Here is a 16,839-nt window from a genome sequence, read left to right as displayed (position 1 = left end):
AACCGCTGCACGCTTCCGGGCGACATGCATTATCTGCCGTCGATCTGCTGGCCGATATAGGCGATCGCCTGCTGGTAGACGGTGGCGGCGTTCCAGCCCTGGATGGCAACGAAATTCGGCTCTCCGGGCTGATAGCCGGCGCCGGGGCGCCAACCGTGACCCTTGAGGAAATTCGCCGTCGAGGCCAGCGCATCGGCCCGGGAACCGACCATGTCGACGCGGCCGTCGCCGTCGCCATCGGCACCGAAGCGCACGACATTGCGCGGCAGGAACTGCGTCTGGCCGATTTCACCATGGGCAGCACCCTTGGCCTGCGGGCTCAGATAACCTTCGGAAACGAGCTGGAGCGCGGCATAGAGCTGGTCGGTGAAATATTCCGAACGGCGGCAGTCATAGGCAAGGGTCGAAACAGCCGACAGCGTATGCTGGTTGCCCATATAGCTGCCAAAACCGGTTTCCATGCCCCAGATTGCGATCAGTGGGCCAGCCGGAACGCCGAAACGGCGCTCGATCGAAGCAAAAAGCGCCTGGTTGGCAGTCTTCATGCTGCGGCCGCGGGAGATGATGGCGGCACCGCCGCGCTTCTGCATGAAAGCGTCGAAGGACAGTTTGAAGCTCTTCTGGCCACGGTCGGCGGCAATCGTCGGTTTGTTGTAATTGACGTTGGCGAAGGCGCGGTCGAGGACCGAGCGGTTGACGCCGTTTGCCGCTGCTTCCTGCTTGAAGTCGGCGACCCATGCATTGAAACCGCTACTATTGTTGCCACATTGGGCGCCCTGGGCCGCTGCCGGCAGCGCGTGAAGAACGCCGGCTGCCGTAAACGCTGCCAGAAGGAATGTTGTCATGCGCATGAGAAACCCCGCTCCAGTCTGCTGAAGCGCGCCGCGGCCGATCGGAACCATGCGACGCGCCCTAAATCTTCGGTCTGTGCATGCCGTTTTCCCAAAACCACTCAACGGTTTCGGGCGGCACGCCCTGGCTTGACGCCGGGCAGAATGCCAGCCGAAAGCGATCTTGTCACGATCACCTTTTAGTAAGCGCTTATGAATAGAGGCGCTTACGGCCCGGCAAAAAGCCCCGCCTTCATCGGCAGGGCTTTACCCTATTATGGTTTACAAATGGTATCAGGCGGCCTGCTTGCGCGGCTTGACAAGACCGCGATTGACGAGCAGCTCGGCGATCTGGATGGCGTTCAACGCTGCGCCCTTGCGCAGATTGTCGGAGACCACCCAGATGTTGAGGCCATTTTCGACCGTCGCATCCTCACGGATGCGTGAGATGTAGGTCGCATCTTCGCCGGCGGATTCATATGGCGTGATGTAGCCGCCGTTCTCGCGCTTGTCGATAACGAGGCAGCCCGGTGCATCGCGCAGGATGTCGCGAGCCTGGTCGGCCGTGATCTCGTTTTCGAATTCGATATTGACCGATTCCGAATGGCCGATGAAAACCGGCACGCGCACTGCCGTGCAGGTCACCTTGATCTTCGGATCGAGCATCTTCTTCGTCTCGGCCAGCACCTTCCACTCTTCCTTGGTATAGCCGTCCTCCATGAAGACGTCGATGTGCGGAATGACGTTGAAGGCGATGCGCTTGGTGAACTTCTTGTTCTCGATCGGATCGGCGACGAAGACGGCGCGCGTCTGGTTGAAGAGTTCGTCCATGCCGTCCTTGCCGGCGCCGGAGACCGACTGATAGGTCGAGATGACGACGCGCTTGATCTTGGCGAAGTCATGCAGCGGCTTCAGCGCCACCACCAGCTGGGCGGTCGAGCAATTCGGATTGGCGATGATGTTGCGCTTGGTGAACTGGCTGATGGCATCCGGGTTCACTTCCGGCACGATCAGCGGCACGTCGGCGTCGTAACGCCAAGCCGACGAATTGTCGATGACGATGCAGCCCTGCTGGCCGATCTTCGGCGAGAACTTCTTGGAGACCTCGCCGCCGGCCGACATCAGGCAGATGTCGGTATCGGAGAAATCGTAATTCTCCAGATTGGAGACCTTCAGCGTCCGGTCACCGTAGGAAACCTCGGTGCCCTGCGAACGCGAGGAGGCGAGTGCCACAACCTCATCGGCGGGGAAGCCGCGCTCGGAGAGGATGTTGAGCATCTCCCGGCCGACATTTCCGGTCGCTCCCGCAACTGCTACTTTGAAACCCATTTCTCAAGCTCTCTTTCTCTTCTCTCCTCTTGTTCGGTGAGGGGAAAGGCGCGACGGATCGCGTCTTCCTGTCCCCAGCCGAGCCGGGGAGAGAGCGGCAGGCCAGAGACGTCAGACGGTTTTCGTCGTCGTTTTGGCCTTGGTTTTGGCGGAAACCGGAACGGCAATGTCCACCCCGGCAACTCGTGCCCGGTCATTGCATTCGGCAATGGCGTGTTCGTCGCGAACCATGGAGATTCCTTTTCCGCTGTTGCTCTTAGAAGGTTTTCCACAGGAGTCAAGGTTTTTGCACTCAGAGCCGGCAGGCAAAAGCGGCGGCCGCAGCGCTGCGACGTTTTGTCATGCCGCTGTCATCCTTGGGAGGTATCCCGGCCCGGTCATCAATGTCTGCAACGAAAACGGGGGTTTTCCATGCGTACGCTTCTTGCCGCCTTTGCGGCCACCACCATCCTTGCGGGCGCCGCTCAGGCGACAACGGTCTATCCGCTCGATCGCGCGACGATCCTCGTCGGTTCGCCATTCGATTTCAAGGTCGAGCTCAACAAGCAGGTCAAGCCCGAAGACGTGAAGATCACCGTCAACGGCCAGGATTACAAGACGGTGCTCGGGGGCGAAGCGCAGTTCGTCGAGTTGGAAGAAGGCAAGGATGACAAGGCTCTCGGCTCCGCTCTCCTGCTGCGCGGCCTGAAGATTTCCGCGCCGGGCGACTACAAGGTCGAAGTTGCTGCCGGAGACGAGACGAAGTCCGTCACCTGGAACGTTTACGAAACCGTAGCCCAGCCGAAGGCCAAGAACATCATCTTCCTGCTGGGCGACGGGCTTTCCGTTGCGCATCGCACCGCTGCCCGCATCATGTCCAAGGGCATGACTGAAGGGAAGGCGAATGGCCGCTTGAACATGGACGATCTCGAGCGCATGGCCTTCATCGGCACGTCGGCGACCAACGCCGTCGATACGGACTCGGCCAATACAATGTCGGCCTACATGACGGGCCACAAGACGGCCGTCAACGCGATCGGCGTCTACGCGGACCGTACGCCGGCCTCACTCGATGACCCGCGTGTCGAAACCTTCGCAGAAGCCGTCCGCCGCCTGACCAAGAAGTCGATCGGCATCGTTGCAACGGCCGAGGTCGAGGACGCTACGCCGGCTGCGGTCGTTGCCCATACCCGCAACCGCAACGACAAGGCCGATGTGGTCGGCATGCTGCTCGACGTCAAGCCCGAAATCCTGCTTGGTGGCGGCTCGGCCTATTTCCTCGGCAAGGAGGTCGCCGGTTCCAAGCGGAAGGACAACCAGGACTACATCAAGCTGTTTCAGGATGCCGGCTACAAGCTTGCGACCGACAAGAACGAGCTCGCAGCCAATGCATCGGCGGAAGGCAATCTGCTCGGTCTCTTCCACACCGGCAATATGGACGTGACGCTCGATCGCGAGTTCCTGAAGAAGGGCACCGTCGACAAGTTCCCGAACCAGCCGGGTCTCGTCGCCATGACCAAGGTTGCGCTCGACCGCCTCTCCAAGAATCCTGATGGTTTCTTCCTGATGGTCGAAGGTTCCTCGATCGACAAGATGTCCCATCCGCTCGATTGGGACCGCGCCGTCGTGGAAACCATCGAATTCGACCAGGCCATCGGCGTTGCCCGCGAATTCCAGAAGGCCCATCCGGACACTCTGATCGTCGTCACCGGCGACCATACGCATGGTGTATCGATCATCGGCACCGTCGATGATGACAAGCCCGGCACGGAAATGCGCGAAAAGGTCGGGATCTATGCCGAGGCCGGCTTCCCGAACTACAAGGATGAAAACGGCGACGGCTATCCCGACAGGATCGACGTCAGCCGCCGGCTGTTCCTGAGTGCCAATAACGGCCCCGATCACTACGAGACCTTCCGTCCGAAGCTCGACGGTCCGTTCGTTCCGGCTGTCCAGAACGAAAAGAAGGAATATGTCGCCAACGAGCAGTATAAGGATGTTCCGGGCGCCGTCTTCGTCCAGGGCAATATTCCGAAGAGCGGCGACTCCGGCGTGCACGCCGCTGACGACGTCGTCTTGCAGTCGGCCGGTCCGGGCGCTGAAGGTTTCCATGGCTACATGGAACAGAGCGACGTCTATCGCGTGCTCGCCGACACCTTCGCGCTCGGCGCCAAGCAGACGAATTGATCTGAAGCCCGTTCAGCAAGGTCGCTTGCCGGCCTTGCCTCTTTCATCGATCATGGTCCCGGCCGATTGCAGCGCCGCGCGTCTTTCAGACGCGCAAAAGGACGCTGTAACACTTTGAAGCTAGCATCGTGCTTTCCGAAAATCGTTCCGATTTTCGGGCCGATGCTAACGGCCGGGACTTCATTCTTGGAGATCGCCATGGAGAAACTCCGTTCGCGGCATCTCAGCCGCCGCGGCCTGATCGGGGCCATCGGTACGCTGGCTTTCGCGGCTGTGGTTCGCCCGGGTTTTGCTGCGGATTCCTCGATCAGCTTCGCTGAGCTCTACGGCAAGTTCGGCGTGCTCGGCCTCGAATTCTCCGACAAGGTGAAGCGCCTTGCCGGCAAAGATGTCAGCATGAAAGGTTTCATGGCGCCGCCCTTGAAAGCCGAAGCCCAGTTCTTCGTGCTCACCGAAGTGCCGATGTCGCTCTGCCCCTTCTGCTCCTCGGATACGGACTGGCCGGACAATATCGTCGTCGTCTATCTCTTGGAGAAACAAACCTTCGTGCAGCCCCGCCAGACGATCGAAGTGCGCGGCATGCTGGAATATGGTTCGTGGACGGATCCGGACACCGGCTTCGTCAGCCTGCTGCGTATCCGCCAGGCGGAATATTCCGCCGTCTGAACCGATATGCTCGCTCTCAATATCGAAAACCTTTCCGTTGTCTTCCCTGGCCTGTCCTCGCCGGCGCTGGCGATCGGCGACCTGTCGATCGCTGCCGGCAGCAGGGTCGCCATTACAGGGGCGTCCGGCTCCGGCAAGAGCACCTTCGTCAATATCGTTGCCGGGCTGGAGCGGACACGGCAAGGCCGCATCCGCTGGAACGGCGAGGATATCGCGGGTTTTTCAGAAAGCCGGCGCGACCGGTTCCGTGCCGCCAATATCGGCCTGGTGATGCAGGAGTTTCATCTCTTTCCCGGCCTGTCGGCGCTGGAAAACGTGCTTCTGCCGGCGCGGCTTGCCGGCGCCGCCACAGCTGATGTCATCGAGCGGGCGCATGCGCTTTTGGCCACGGTTGGTCTTTCACGCCCCGGCCAGAAGATCGAAACCATGTCGCGCGGCGAGATGCAGCGGGTGGCGATCGGCCGGGCGCTGCTGCGCAAGCCCGGCGTCATCATCGCCGACGAACCGACCGCAAGCCTCGATGCCGAAAGCGGCGAGGCTGTCGGCGATCTCATTCTCGATCTTGCGATTGCCGAAGGCAGTACGCTGATCGTCGTTTCACACGATCAGCGCCTGGCCAGCCGCCTCGACCGTTGCATCACCTTCGGCTCCGGCCGGATCAGCGAAGATTCCACGGCAACGGCGGGAGAGGCTGCATGATCCGCTTCATTCTTTCCGATCTTCGTCGCCTCTGGGCGGGGTCGCTGGTGGTGGTGTTTTTGGTGGCGCTTGCGACCGCGCTTGGCGTTTCCGTCGTGCTGCAGGAACGGGCGCTTCGCCTCGGCAGCGCGCGCGCCGCCGACAAGTTCGATCTCGTCATCGGCGCAGGTGGCAGCGAGACGCAGCTGGTGCTGTCTTCCGTCTTCCTGCAGGCCTCGCCTTTGCCGCTCATGCCGGGCGAGATGCTGGGCAAGCTTGCCGCGGATCGGCGTGTCGACTGGGCCGCTCCGATCGGCTTCGGGGATTCCTTCTCCGGCTATCCGATCGTCGGCACGACGACCATGCTGGCGCAAAACCTGTCCGGCGGCTTCATCGAGGGCAAGATTTTTGCGCGCGAGGGCGAGGCGCTGATCGGCTCCGCCGTCAGACTGTCGCTCGGCGGCGAGATCAAGCCGATGCACGGTTTGCCGGAAGAGGGCGGCGAGACCCACACCGAACTCGTCTATCATATCGCCGGCCGCCTGCGGCCGACCGGTACCGCCTGGGACCGGGCTATTCTCGTTCCGATCCAGGCCGTCTGGCATATCCATGGCCTGGAGGCGGAGGAACATGCGGAGGAAGGGGCCGAGAGCGAGCACGAGCATGAAGCGGCGTCCGGCACGGGGATGGCCGAACATGGCCATGAGCATGAGGAAGCCGGCGAGCATCACGATGGACATGAGCATCACGGCAAGCTTGACCCGGATGCCGCACTCGACGAGAGCTGGACTGCCGACGCTCCCGGCCTTCCCGCCATTCTCGTCAAGCCGAAGACGATCGCCGATGCCTACAAGCTGCGGCAGGAATATCGCAGCGGCAATACCGTCGCCGTTTTTCCCGGCGAGGTGTTGACCAATCTCTACGCCACGCTCGGCGACGCCAAGCAGATCCTCGTCGCGGTCGCCTCCGGAGCGCAAGCTCTCGTCGCGGCCTCGCTGGTGCTGGTCACTGTCATCCATATCGGCCAGCGCCGCCGCCAGATCGGCGCGCTGAGGGCCTTCGGCGCGCCGCGAGGGGCGATTTTCGGCATTGTCTGGCTGGAATTCTTCTTCCTGGTGGCAGTCGGCATCGGGCTCGGATTCGCCCTCGGTTATGCTGCGGCCCTCCTCTTGTCCGGCATGTTCTCCGAGACGAGCGGGATCACCATGCCGGTCGTCTTCGCCCGTGAAGATGCCGGGCTTGCGGCGGTTCTGCTTGCCTTTGCCACAGTCCTCGCCGCTTTGCCGGCAGTGCTTGCCTATCGCCTATCGCCGGCGCAGGCGCTGAGAGCGTAACGGATCCAACCTCCGGCGGCGGAGGGCTGGATCTGCATGACACTGCCCGGCATCGTTAGACTAAAGTCATAATCCCAAAGCATCTCTCTTTTTGATCTGCCGTTTCTGGCACACTCCCGTCAGGCGTGTCGCGGCCAGGGGTCTGCTTTGAGGAGAGTAGGTCGCGCGCGTTGCTCATCACTCTGTGGAGGACAGACAATGGCAAATGTCGCAAGCATCGACGGCGCGAAGGCCGGTCCGATGACCGGCGAGGAGAAGAAGGTCATCTTCGCCTCTTCGCTCGGCACCGTTTTCGAATGGTATGATTTCTATCTCTACGGTTCGCTCGCCACCTATATCGGCGCGACCTATTTCACCCAGTATCCCGAGGCCACGCGCAACATCTTCACGCTGCTCGCCTTTGCCGCCGGCTTCCTGGTGCGCCCCTTCGGCGCGCTGGTGTTCGGCCGTCTCGGCGATCTCGTCGGCCGCAAGTATACCTTCCTGATGACGATCATGATCATGGGTCTGTCAACCTTCCTCGTCGGCATCCTGCCGGGTGCGGCCACCATCGGCATCGCAGCCCCGATCATCCTGATCGCGTTGCGTCTGCTGCAGGGCTTGGCGCTCGGCGGTGAATATGGCGGTGCGGCAACCTATGTCGCCGAACATGCGCCGAACGGGCGCCGCGGCTATTTCACCTCATGGATCCAGACGACGGCGACGCTCGGCCTGTTCCTGTCGCTGATCGTCATCGTCCTGGTTCAATATCTGATGGGTGCGGCTGAGTTCGCCGCCTGGGGCTGGCGCATTCCGTTCCTGGTGTCGGTCGTCCTGCTCGGCATCTCCGTCTGGATCCGCCTGAAGATGAACGAATCGCCGGCGTTCCAGCGCATGAAGGCGGAAGGCAAGGGCTCCAAGGCGCCGCTGACCGAAGCCTTCGGGACATGGAAAAATGCCAAGATCGCGATCATCGCGCTTCTCGGCGCCACGATGGGCCAGGCGGTCGTCTGGTACGGCGGCCAATTCTATGCGCTGTTCTTCCTGCAGAACGTGCTGAAGGTGGACCTGTTCTCGGCCAATGTCATGGTCGCGATCGCACTTCTCCTCGGCACGCCGTTCTTCGTCATCTTCGGCGGCCTCTCCGACAAGATCGGCCGCAAGCCGATCATCATGGCAGGCCTTCTCATCGCGGCGGTGACGTATAATCCGCTGTTCAAGGCGATGACCTGGACGGCCAATCCGGCGCTTGCCGAAGCGCAGGCTTCGATCCGGGCAACGGTCACGGCTGATCCGGCGGATTGCCGGTTCCAGTTCAACCCGACCGGCACGGCGAAGTTCACCAGTTCCTGCGACGTGGCGACGGCATTCCTGACCAGAAATTCGGTGCCTTATGATGTCGTGCCGGGTCCAGCCGGACAGCCGGCAACGGTGAAGGTCGGCAACGCGACGATCCCGAGCTTTGACGTCGTCGCTGCCGGCGACAAGGCCAAGGGCATGACCGCCGCCTTCGAAAAGGGCGTCAACATCGCGCTTCACGATGCCGGCTATCCGCTGAACCGCGGCGCCGCCAAGGTGGCGGATGCCAAGCTCGATGCCTTCATCGCCGCCAATCCGGAACTGTCGCTCAATGCCGATGCCGTGCGCGCCGGTACGAAGGAAACCGTGCCGGCCGCCAAGCTGGTCGAGACCAAGCTGCTGACGGCGGATGAAGCCAATGGCGTCACCGACATGGCGGTCTACAACATCGCCAATGGCGGCACTTTCGCCATGGCCGCCGATCCCGCCCGCGTCAACTGGATCGGCACGATCGCCATCCTGTTCATCCTCGTCCTCTATGTGACGATGGTCTACGGGCCGATCGCCGCACTTCTGGTCGAGCTCTTCCCGACCCGCATCCGCTACACCGGCATGTCGCTGCCCTATCACATCGGCAACGGCTGGTTCGGCGGCCTGCTGCCGGCGACGGCCTTCGCGATGAGCGCTGCCGCAGGCGATATCTATTACGGTCTCTGGTACCCGATCGTCTTTGCGACGATCACGCTGGTGATCGGCCTGATCTTCCTGCCAGAAACGAAGAACAGGGATATCCACGCAATGGATTGAGCGGTTGGCTGAGCCGCGTTCCGCTTGAGAAAAGGCCCGGCGCTCACAAGGCGCCGGGTTTTTTCGTGTCAGGGAACAGGCACTTGGCGATCGGCCAGCCATCCGGCGCCAGTGTGAAGAGCAGACCACAGCGGGCGAAGACGATCGCCGTCAGCAGCGAGAACCAGGCGCCGAAGGCAAGGCCGGCGATGACATCGCTCGGATAATGGGCGCCGACCATGACACGCGTCATGCCGAGCCAGATGGCGCAGGCGATAAAGGCGACGCGGTAGCGCGGAAACAGCAGCGCGAATGCGGCGAAGAAAGCGCCGACCGTGGTGGAATGGCCGGATGGAAAACTTTCGAAAGCGGCATGGCCTGAAAAGGGCGTGAAGGAAAACATGCCGTAATCGTGGAAATGATCGGGACGTGCCCTGCCGATCGCGCGTTTCAGCAGATTGGCGAGAAGCCCCGAGAAGACGACCGTGATGAACAGATAGGCGCCGATCCAGCTGACATAGAGCGCCTGCGCCTTGGAGCGCGCCGTCTTGACAAGCTTGTAACCCGCCCGCCCCTGAAAGAACAACAGGATGCTGGTGCAGATCAGCCAGGCGGAATCGCCGAAACCGGTCAGCATCTGGCCGAGCTGCTTCACCGGTGCAGGAACTTCGCTGGCGCCGATCGGCGCATCGAAGAGCAGCATGGAGAGGATGACGGCATTGAGCGTGATGAAGAGGCATGCCTGCCAGCGCAAAGGCGGCATGCCGGCGCTGCTCCGGCGCCAGCGCCTGTCCAGGGAAGCCCAAAATGCCCGCATGCCGTCGTCCATTCGAATTTTGTCCTGGAGCGCCGCCATATCCTACAGGACGCGCTAAGGACGCTTTATCACTTGAATTGGCGCATAATGCTTTCCGAATATCGATTCCGATTTCGAGGTCATGCGCTCGTTAAAATCCGGCGCAAAAATACACGAGATTGTGGCCGAGAATAGTCCGGTTGGGATAATTCGACCAAGCCGATGCGGCTCGCGCTCCAGAGAGAAAAAGCCCTCCGCATGCATCATGCGAAGGGCCGGAACTGTTTCACGTGAAATATCAGGCGGAAAGCGTCTTGAACTCGGCCAGGATCGCATCGCCCATCTCGACGGTGCCGACCTGCCTTGCGCCATCGGCCATGATGTCACCGGTGCGGATGCCCTTGTCGAGCACGTTGGCGATCGCCTTTTCCAGGTCGTCGGCTTCCTTCACCAGGTTGAAGGAGTAACGCAAGCACATGGCGAAGGAGGCGATCATGGCGATCGGATTGGCGATGCCCTTGCCGGCGATGTCGGGAGCCGAGCCGTGCACCGGCTCGTAGAGCGCCTTGCGCTTGCCGGTCTTGCCGTCAGGCGCGCCGAGCGAGGCCGACGGCAGCATGCCGAGCGAACCGGTCAGCATGGCAGCGACGTCGGAGAGCATGTCGCCAAAGAGGTTGTCGGTGACAATGACGTCGAACTGTTTGGGCTGGCGCACCAGCTGCATGCCGCCGGCATCGGCCAGCATGTGTTCGAGCTGAACGTCGGAATATTTCGCCTTGTGCGTCTCGGTCACCACCTGGTTCCAGAGCACGCCCGACTTCATGACGTTGCGCTTTTCCATGGAGCAGACGCGGTTTTGCCGGGTGCGGGCCATTTCGAAGGCGACGCCGGCGATGCGCTCGATCTCGTAGGTATCGTAGACCTGTGTGTCGATGCCGCGCTTCTGACCGTTGCCGAGGTCGATGATCTCCTTCGGCTCGCCGAAATAGACGCCACCCGTCAGCTCGCGGATGATCAGAATATCAAGGCCTTCGACCAGCTCCGGCTTCAGCGACGAGGCTGACGCGAGGGCCGGATAGCAGATGGCGGGACGCAGGTTTGCGAAGAGCTGCAGATCCTTGCGCAGGCGCAGCAGGCCGGCTTCCGGACGCACTTCGTAAGGCACGCTATCCCATTTCGGGCCACCGACGGCGCCGAAGAGAACGGCATCGGCGGCAAGTGCCTTCTGCATGTCGGCTTCCGAGATCGCCGCGCCATGCGCATCATAGGCAGAGCCGCCGACAAGGCCTTCGTCGATGACGAAACCGGCGTTCATCGCCTCGTTCATATAGGCGATGATCTTGCGGACCTCGCCCATGGCCTCGGGACCGATGCCGTCACCCGGCAGCAGGAAAAGATTGCGCGCTGTCATGAAACCCTCCTGGGAAAAACAAGTTGCGGCTTCTTAGACCCCGGAAATGGGCATTTCAAGCGAGAGAAGAGGTGAATCGGTACGCTTCGCTCTTCGCCGCGATGGTTGCTCCCGTGCCTGCAAACGGATTAGAAACGGCGGGCCTACCCTTTTCTTTCCCTGGATGTTGCCCATGCCTTTCGCACCTCTCCATCTCGACACGCCCTTGGTTCAGACAGCATCCGGTTATAGCGCCAGCGGCAAACGGCTCTGGCTGAAGCTTGATGCGCTGCAGCCTTCCGGCAGCTTCAAGCTGCGCGGCGTCGGCAGGCTTTGCCAGCACGAGGTGGAAAATGGGGCGCGCGAGATCTTCTGTGCTTCCGGCGGCAATGCCGGGATTGCCGCGGCTTATGCCGGCCGGGCGCTCGGCATACCGGTCACGATCGTCGTGCCGGAGACGACGACGGCCGATGTGCGGCAGACGATTACCGCGACGGGCGCCAATGTCCTCGTCCATGGTTCGGTCTTCGACGAAGCCAATGCCCATGCCGTCGAACTCGCCCGGAGCCGCAAGGCGACCTATGTGCACCCCTTCGACCATCCGCTGCTGTGGGATGGCCATGCCACGCTGATCGACGAAGTGGTGGCGAAGGGTGCAAAATTCGATTGCGTCGTCACCAGCGTCGGTGGTGGCGGGCTGCTTGCCGGCATTGTCGCGGGGTTGCAGCGAAACGGGCTATCCGATGTGCCCGTCATCGCCGTCGAAACGGAAGGGGCGGCCTCGCTGAACGCCAGCCTCAAGGCGAATGAGCGTATCATCCTTCCCGCCATTACCTCGATTGCCACTTCGCTCGGGGCGCGGCAGGTGGCGCAGCATGTCTTCGACCTGCCGAAGCAGCATCCGATCGAAAGTATCGTCGTCAGCGACGCCGATGCCGTTGCCGCCTGCCTGAAATTCGCCGATGCGCAGCGCATTCTGGTCGAGCCGGCTTGCGGTGCCGCCCTTGCCGTTGCCGATGTGCATGCCGGGCTGCTTCAGCGCTTCGACAATCCGCTGATCGAAGTCTGCGGCGGCATCGGCGTATCGCTCGAAAAGCTCAGAGCTTGGAAAGAGAAGTTTCTCTGATCTGCGGCAATTCGGTACTGTAAAGAAAAAGCCGGGCGAAAGCCCGGCTTGATCGGCAATTATTGGATTGTGCTCAGGCCGCCCAAGGGTGCGAAGCGGCGTTCTTCTTTTCGAAACTGTCGATCGCCTTGCCCTTTTCGAGCGTCAGGCCGATATCGTCGAGGCCGTTCAGCAGGCAGTGGCGCTTGAACTCGTCGAGATCGAACTTGATCGAACCGCCATCGGGGCCGGTGATCTCGAGGCTCTCGAGGTCGACGGTCAGGATGGCGTTGGAGCCGCGCGAGGCGTCGTCCATCAGCTTGTCGAGATCGTCCTGGCTGACCTTGATCGGCAGAATGCCGTTCTTGAAGCAGTTGTTGTAGAAAATGTCGGCGAAGCTGGTCGAGATCACGCAGCGGATGCCGAAATCGAGAAGCGCCCAGGGCGCGTGCTCGCGCGAGGAGCCGCAGCCGAAATTGTCGCCGGCAACGAGGATCTTGGCATCGCGATAGGCCGGCTTGTTGAGCACGAAATCCGGGTTTTCCGAGCCGTCCTCATTGTAGCGGGCTTCGGCGAAGAGGCCGGTGCCGAGGCCGGTGCGCTTGATCGTCTTCAGATAATCCTTCGGAATGATCATGTCGGTGTCGATGTTGACGACCGGCAGCGGCGCTGCAACGCCCGTGAGCTTCACGAATTTATCCATGATCCATGCTCCATTTCAGCAAATCTACTTTCTGAATTTGCATCTAGTCCAGTTTTTCGTCGAAATGAAGGAGAATCTTTCACAGATGGCGGCCACGCGACGTTTCGCGCGGCCTGCCGATTGCGCCGGTCCCCTTATTTGGACGGTGCGTTCAACCCCCAGAGGACGCCGAACGGATCACGAAGCTGGCCGTAGCGGTCGCCCCAGAACATCAGTTCGACCGGCATGACGACTTCGGCGCCGGCCGCAACCGCGCGATCCCACCAGAAATCGATATCGTCGATAACCAGCTGGATGGCGAAGCCTTCGTGGCCTTTGAAGGGATGGCCGTATTCGGGATAGGCATCCGACAGCATGAGGGAGCTGCCGTTGATGTAGAGATGCACATGCATCGTTCTGCCGTTTTCGTCGACCGGCACGCGATAGGCCTCTTCGGCGCCGAAAGCCTTCGTGTAGAATTCCGCAGCTTTCACCGCGCCATTGACCGTCAGATAGGGCAGCAGGCCATTCTTGACCGGCGGCATCTTGGTCGGGTTGCTCTCTGTCGCATCCATGCTTGTCCTCCATTCGTTTTTAGCGCCGGCTGAATGCCTGGCTGCTTCAAGGACGCAGCATGGAAGCGTGATCCGACAGTGTCGGCCGAAATTTTTCAGCGAACGAAATCTTCAGTGAAAAGGTGATCAGAGATCGATGATCGTGCCGCGGCCGTCGTTCCACACCCGCATCTCCGGCTTACCGTTGTTTGCCTTGGCACGGATCGGAGCGGGCTTCATCTTCATCGACAGCGCGCGCCCGACCATGAGTACGGTCAGGATGCCGCCGACAGCAAGCGTCACCGAAAAGGTGAGAAGCAGCATGGCCACGAAAACGGTGGCGCCGGCAAGCATGAGGAAGATGGAGCGAATGTTCTGCATGGTTAGAGACCTTTCTTCGGAAAGGAATGTGGTCCTTCTCTTTCCTCTCTGCAAGGCAAGCATGGCTTTTTGTTGTTCTGCTGGATGTTCTGGGGCAGGTTGCTTGCTTCGGCTGTCAAAGCTTGGCACTAATTCGCCATGAGCCGAAACCCCGTGACCCCTCGCCTGCGCCGTTCGGTGCTGAGCGTGCCTGCCATCAACCCCCGCGCCCTCGAAAAGACCCATGCGGTCGATTGCGATGCAGTGATCTTCGATCTCGAGGATTCGGTGGCGCCGGAAAAGAAGGCGGAAGCGCGGGAAAACCTGAGGCGCTTTTTTTCGGATCGGCCGCTCCAAGGCAAGGAGCGGATCATCCGTATCAACAGCCTGTCGTCCAATTTCGGCCTGGCCGATCTGAAGCTGGTGACGGCGCTTGGTCCCGATGCCGTTCTGCTGCCGAAGGTCGACGAGCCGCAGGATGTCACTGATATCAGCGACCTTCTCTCCGAGGCGGATGCGCCCGAAGATCTGCGCATCTGGGCGATGATCGAGACGCCGCGCGGCATCCTGAATGCGGCTGATATCGCCGAGGCCGGGCGCACGCCGGGCTCGCGGCTCGATTGTCTCGTCGTCGGGCTCAACGACCTGCGCAAGGAAACCGACGTGCTGCCGCAGCCGGGACGGAGCTATCTCGTGCCGTGGCTGATGCAGGTCGTCCTTGCGGTCAGCGCCTACGGGCTCGATGCGATCGACAGCGTCTTCAACGATTTCAGGGACGAGCAGGGTTTCGATGCCGAATGTCAGCAGGGCCGGGCCATGGGCTTTACCGGCAAGATGCTGATCCATCCCGCGCAGATCGAGCCCGCCAATCGCCATTTCGGCCCGGATTCGGCCGCGATTGCGGAAGCGGAGGCGATCATATCAGCCTTTGCCGATCCCGCTTCCGAGGGGCTGAACGTCATCAATGCAGGCGGTCGGATGATCGAGCGGCTGCATCTTGTCCAGGCGGAAAGTCTGGTTCATAAAGCCCGCCTGATCGCAGCCCGCCAGGCTGCAGCACGAAAGACGATGTGATGAAACTCTACCGCTTCCTGACCGGTCCCGACGATGCTTCCTTCTGCCACAAGGTTACCGCCGCCCTCAACAAGGGCTGGTCGCTGGAGGGCTCGCCGACCTATGCCTTCAATGCCGCAACCGGCGCGATGCAGTGCGGCCAGGCCGTCGTCAAACATGTCGAAAGCAAGGATTACGATCCTGAGATGAAGCTCTCCGAGCAGTAGCGCGTTCTGCCGAACGCGCGGTTTAGCGCTCGGCGGCTTCCTCGGCGCTGGCCTCGATCCGCTCCATGTCATCGTCGCTCAGCCCGAAATGATGGCCGATCTCGTGGATCAGGACATGGGTGATGATATCGCCGAGCGTCTCATCGTTCTCAGCCCAGTAATCGAGGATGGGGCGGCGGTAGAGGCGGATGCGGTTCGGCATCTCGCCGGTTTCCACCGTGAAACGTTCGGAAATGCCCCTGCCCTCGAAAAGGCCGAGCAGGTCGAAAGGGGTTTCCAGCGCCATGTCCTCGAAAACGTCGTCATCGGGGAAATCCTCGATCTCGATCGTGAGGTTGGTCGTCAGCTGGCGGAATTCATCCGGCAGATGGCTGTAGGCCTCCATTGCCAGCGACTCGAAGGTGCTGATCGTCGGCGCATGGCGGTCCCGCCAATCATCGCTCTGGTCTCTGCGGGCCATGAATATTCCTTCCTTTGCGGGCCCATATAGAACCTTTATCGCCGATTTTCGAGTGCGGAATCAAAGGCAGGAATAAATTCATAGAGAATGGCCGTTGACTCTTCATTAGCTCTCTGGAATCTATAAGAACATAACAGGAACAAGACGGATTGGAGAACGCCATGGCGCAGCACGCCCTGGCGCGCGAGCGGCTTTTTGCGCTCCGCGAAACCATCGCCAGACTGGAGGGAAAGCCCGCGCCGGCGCTTGCCGCGGCGGAACGGGAAGCCGTGGCGGAAGGACGCAAGGCCCGCCAGGAGCGCACTCTGCCGCCCCTGCCGTTTGGAATAGAGTTCCTCGATGGGGCACTGGAAGGCGGCCTGCCGCTCGATGCGATCACCGAATTCCGCTCGGCTCTGTCTCGCGATGCCGGTGCGGCAAGCGGGCTGGCTATGGCTGTTGCCGCACGGCTGCAGAAACAGGAAGCGGATGCCGGCAGGTTTCTGCCGTTGCTCTGGATCGGCGATGCAATCGGCACGCTGGAGGCCGGCCGTCCCTATGCCCCCGGACTTCGGGATTTCGGACTGAGCCCGGAGCGGTTTCTCCACGCCGCGCCACGCAAGCTGGACGAGGCGCTCTGGCTGGTGGAGGCGGCGGTGGAAAGCGCTGCCTTCTCGGCCGTCATCTTCGAAGTGCGAGGCAATCCCGCCCATTTCGGGCTGACCGAAAGCCGCAGGCTCAGTCTTCGGGCGCGGGCTGCCCGCCATCCACTCTTTCTCGTGCGCCAGGCCGGAGCGGAGGAGGCAAGCAGTGCGGCTTTCCGTCTGCATGTCGAACCGGCCCCGGCCGGTCTACGGCCGTTGCCGGACGGATCGAGGCTTTCCGGCAGCATCGGCAATCCGATTTTCCGTCTCACGCTGGAGAAGAGCCGCAATCCGGCTCCGCTCTCCTTTCTTCTGGAGTGGAATCCCCATGAACGCGAATTTCTCCCTGTCGCCGAACCAAACCTCGTTCGTCCTCCAGGCCAACAGTCAGCGCATTCTGGCGCTCAGCTTCCCGCATCTGCCAACGGACCGCATCGCCCGCAAACGATGGGGGCTCTCCTGGCGTTCGAAAGGGCGTCCTGAGACGCCGCCTATCGTCTGTTCCGGCAAGCTCAACAATGC

18 protein-coding genes are annotated in these 16,839 nt (G+C 61.4%); 9 read left to right on the top strand and 9 right to left on the bottom strand.

Annotated elements, in window-relative coordinates; genetic code table 11:
- Nucleotides 1–29: 29 nt before the first annotated feature.
- The 3 genes from NE851_RS09600 to NE851_RS35330 form a co-directional block, all read right to left on the bottom strand.
- Nucleotides 30–851: a lytic murein transglycosylase gene (locus NE851_RS09600; RefSeq protein WP_047616076.1), complete on the bottom strand. Its 822-nt coding sequence runs from the start codon at nt 849–851 to the stop codon at nt 30–32.
- A gap of 273 nt (nt 852–1,124) precedes the next feature.
- Nucleotides 1,125–2,159 carry an aspartate-semialdehyde dehydrogenase gene (locus tag NE851_RS09595; protein ID WP_047615853.1) on the bottom strand — a complete coding sequence of 345 codons (1,035 nt, stop codon included), beginning with the start codon at nt 2,157–2,159 and terminating at the stop codon, nt 1,125–1,127.
- Nucleotides 2,160–2,270: 111 nt separating this feature from the next.
- Complete coding sequence (locus tag NE851_RS35330) at nt 2,271–2,483, bottom strand: hypothetical protein (RefSeq protein ID WP_127431144.1); 213 nt, start codon at nt 2,481–2,483, stop codon at nt 2,271–2,273.
- 87 nt (nt 2,484–2,570) lie between these two features.
- Here NE851_RS35330 and NE851_RS09590 point away from each other — a divergent pair, with 87 nt between their 5' ends.
- The 5 genes from NE851_RS09590 to NE851_RS09570 all read left to right on the top strand — a co-directional run bounded on the left by NE851_RS09590 (nt 2,571) and on the right by NE851_RS09570 (nt 9,088).
- A complete protein-coding gene (locus NE851_RS09590; RefSeq protein ID WP_127431143.1) occupies nt 2,571–4,325 on the top strand; it encodes an alkaline phosphatase in 1,755 nt (584 codons plus the stop codon).
- Nucleotides 4,326–4,523: 198 nt separating this feature from the next.
- Complete coding sequence (locus NE851_RS09585) at nt 4,524–4,991, top strand: hypothetical protein (protein WP_127431142.1); 468 nt, start codon at nt 4,524–4,526, stop codon at nt 4,989–4,991.
- 6 nt (nt 4,992–4,997) lie between these two features.
- A complete protein-coding gene (locus NE851_RS09580; RefSeq protein WP_127431141.1) occupies nt 4,998–5,690 on the top strand; it encodes an ABC transporter ATP-binding protein in 693 nt (230 codons plus the stop codon).
- Complete coding sequence (locus tag NE851_RS09575; RefSeq protein ID WP_127431140.1) at nt 5,687–7,003, top strand: ABC transporter permease; 1,317 nt, start codon at nt 5,687–5,689, stop codon at nt 7,001–7,003. The genes NE851_RS09580 and NE851_RS09575 overlap by 4 nt, the downstream gene beginning before the upstream one ends.
- 198 nt (nt 7,004–7,201) lie before the next feature.
- Nucleotides 7,202–9,088 carry an MFS transporter gene (locus tag NE851_RS09570; RefSeq protein ID WP_047615844.1) on the top strand — a complete coding sequence of 629 codons (1,887 nt, stop codon included), beginning with the start codon at nt 7,202–7,204 and terminating at the stop codon, nt 9,086–9,088.
- Nucleotides 9,089–9,131: 43 nt separating this feature from the next.
- Here NE851_RS09570 and lpxE read toward each other — a convergent pair whose 3' ends face one another.
- Nucleotides 9,132–9,884, bottom strand: a complete 753-nt coding sequence (gene lpxE / locus NE851_RS09565; RefSeq protein WP_174824487.1) for a lipid A 1-phosphatase LpxE — start codon at nt 9,882–9,884, stop codon at nt 9,132–9,134.
- 277 nt (nt 9,885–10,161) lie between these two features.
- Nucleotides 10,162–11,274 (bottom strand): 3-isopropylmalate dehydrogenase, encoded by a 1,113-nt coding sequence (gene leuB / locus NE851_RS09560; protein ID WP_047615840.1) that lies wholly within the window; start codon nt 11,272–11,274, stop codon nt 10,162–10,164.
- A gap of 172 nt (nt 11,275–11,446) precedes the next feature.
- On the opposite strand from leuB, the gene NE851_RS09555 reads away from it, so the two are divergent.
- A complete protein-coding gene (locus NE851_RS09555; RefSeq protein ID WP_127431138.1) occupies nt 11,447–12,379 on the top strand; it encodes a pyridoxal-phosphate dependent enzyme in 933 nt (310 codons plus the stop codon).
- 73 nt (nt 12,380–12,452) lie between these two features.
- On the opposite strand, the gene leuD is transcribed toward NE851_RS09555, so the two are convergent.
- From leuD to NE851_RS09540, 3 genes are all read right to left on the bottom strand, one after another.
- Nucleotides 12,453–13,061: a 3-isopropylmalate dehydratase small subunit gene (gene leuD / locus NE851_RS09550; RefSeq protein WP_047615835.1), complete on the bottom strand. Its 609-nt coding sequence runs from the start codon at nt 13,059–13,061 to the stop codon at nt 12,453–12,455.
- Between the two features lie 134 nt (nt 13,062–13,195).
- Entirely contained in the window at nt 13,196–13,615 is a 420-nt protein-coding gene (locus NE851_RS09545) for a VOC family protein (RefSeq protein WP_063473864.1), read from the bottom strand.
- A 126-nt stretch (nt 13,616–13,741) separates the two neighbouring features.
- Nucleotides 13,742–13,975, bottom strand: a complete 234-nt coding sequence (locus NE851_RS09540; protein WP_047615832.1) for a hypothetical protein — start codon at nt 13,973–13,975, stop codon at nt 13,742–13,744.
- 138 nt (nt 13,976–14,113) lie between these two features.
- On the opposite strand from NE851_RS09540, the gene NE851_RS09535 reads away from it, so the two are divergent.
- On the top strand, nt 14,114–15,028 hold the full coding sequence (locus tag NE851_RS09535) for an HpcH/HpaI aldolase/citrate lyase family protein (protein WP_127431137.1): 915 nt from the start codon (nt 14,114–14,116) through the stop codon (nt 15,026–15,028).
- Nucleotides 15,028–15,234 carry a DUF1737 domain-containing protein gene (locus NE851_RS09530; protein WP_063473862.1) on the top strand — a complete coding sequence of 69 codons (207 nt, stop codon included), beginning with the start codon at nt 15,028–15,030 and terminating at the stop codon, nt 15,232–15,234. The genes NE851_RS09535 and NE851_RS09530 overlap by 1 nt, the downstream gene beginning before the upstream one ends.
- 22 nt (nt 15,235–15,256) lie before the next feature.
- Here the strand turns inward: NE851_RS09530 and NE851_RS09525 are convergent, their stop codons facing one another.
- Entirely contained in the window at nt 15,257–15,694 is a 438-nt protein-coding gene (locus NE851_RS09525; RefSeq protein ID WP_028759144.1) for a metallopeptidase family protein, read from the bottom strand.
- Nucleotides 15,695–15,855: 161 nt separating this feature from the next.
- On the opposite strand from NE851_RS09525, the gene NE851_RS09520 reads away from it, so the two are divergent.
- The gene (locus tag NE851_RS09520) at nt 15,856–16,800 is read left to right on the top strand and encodes an ImuA family protein (RefSeq protein ID WP_063473861.1); all 945 of its coding nucleotides are present in this window, start codon (nt 15,856–15,858) and stop codon (nt 16,798–16,800) included.
- Nucleotides 16,801–16,839 lie beyond the last annotated feature (39 nt).

Origin of the sequence: Rhizobium anhuiense bv. trifolii, from assembly GCF_024346605.1 — a bacterium.
Lineage (GTDB): Bacteria > Pseudomonadota > Alphaproteobacteria > Rhizobiales > Rhizobiaceae > Rhizobium > Rhizobium anhuiense.
This window is presented reverse-complemented; position numbering and strand designations above follow the sequence as displayed.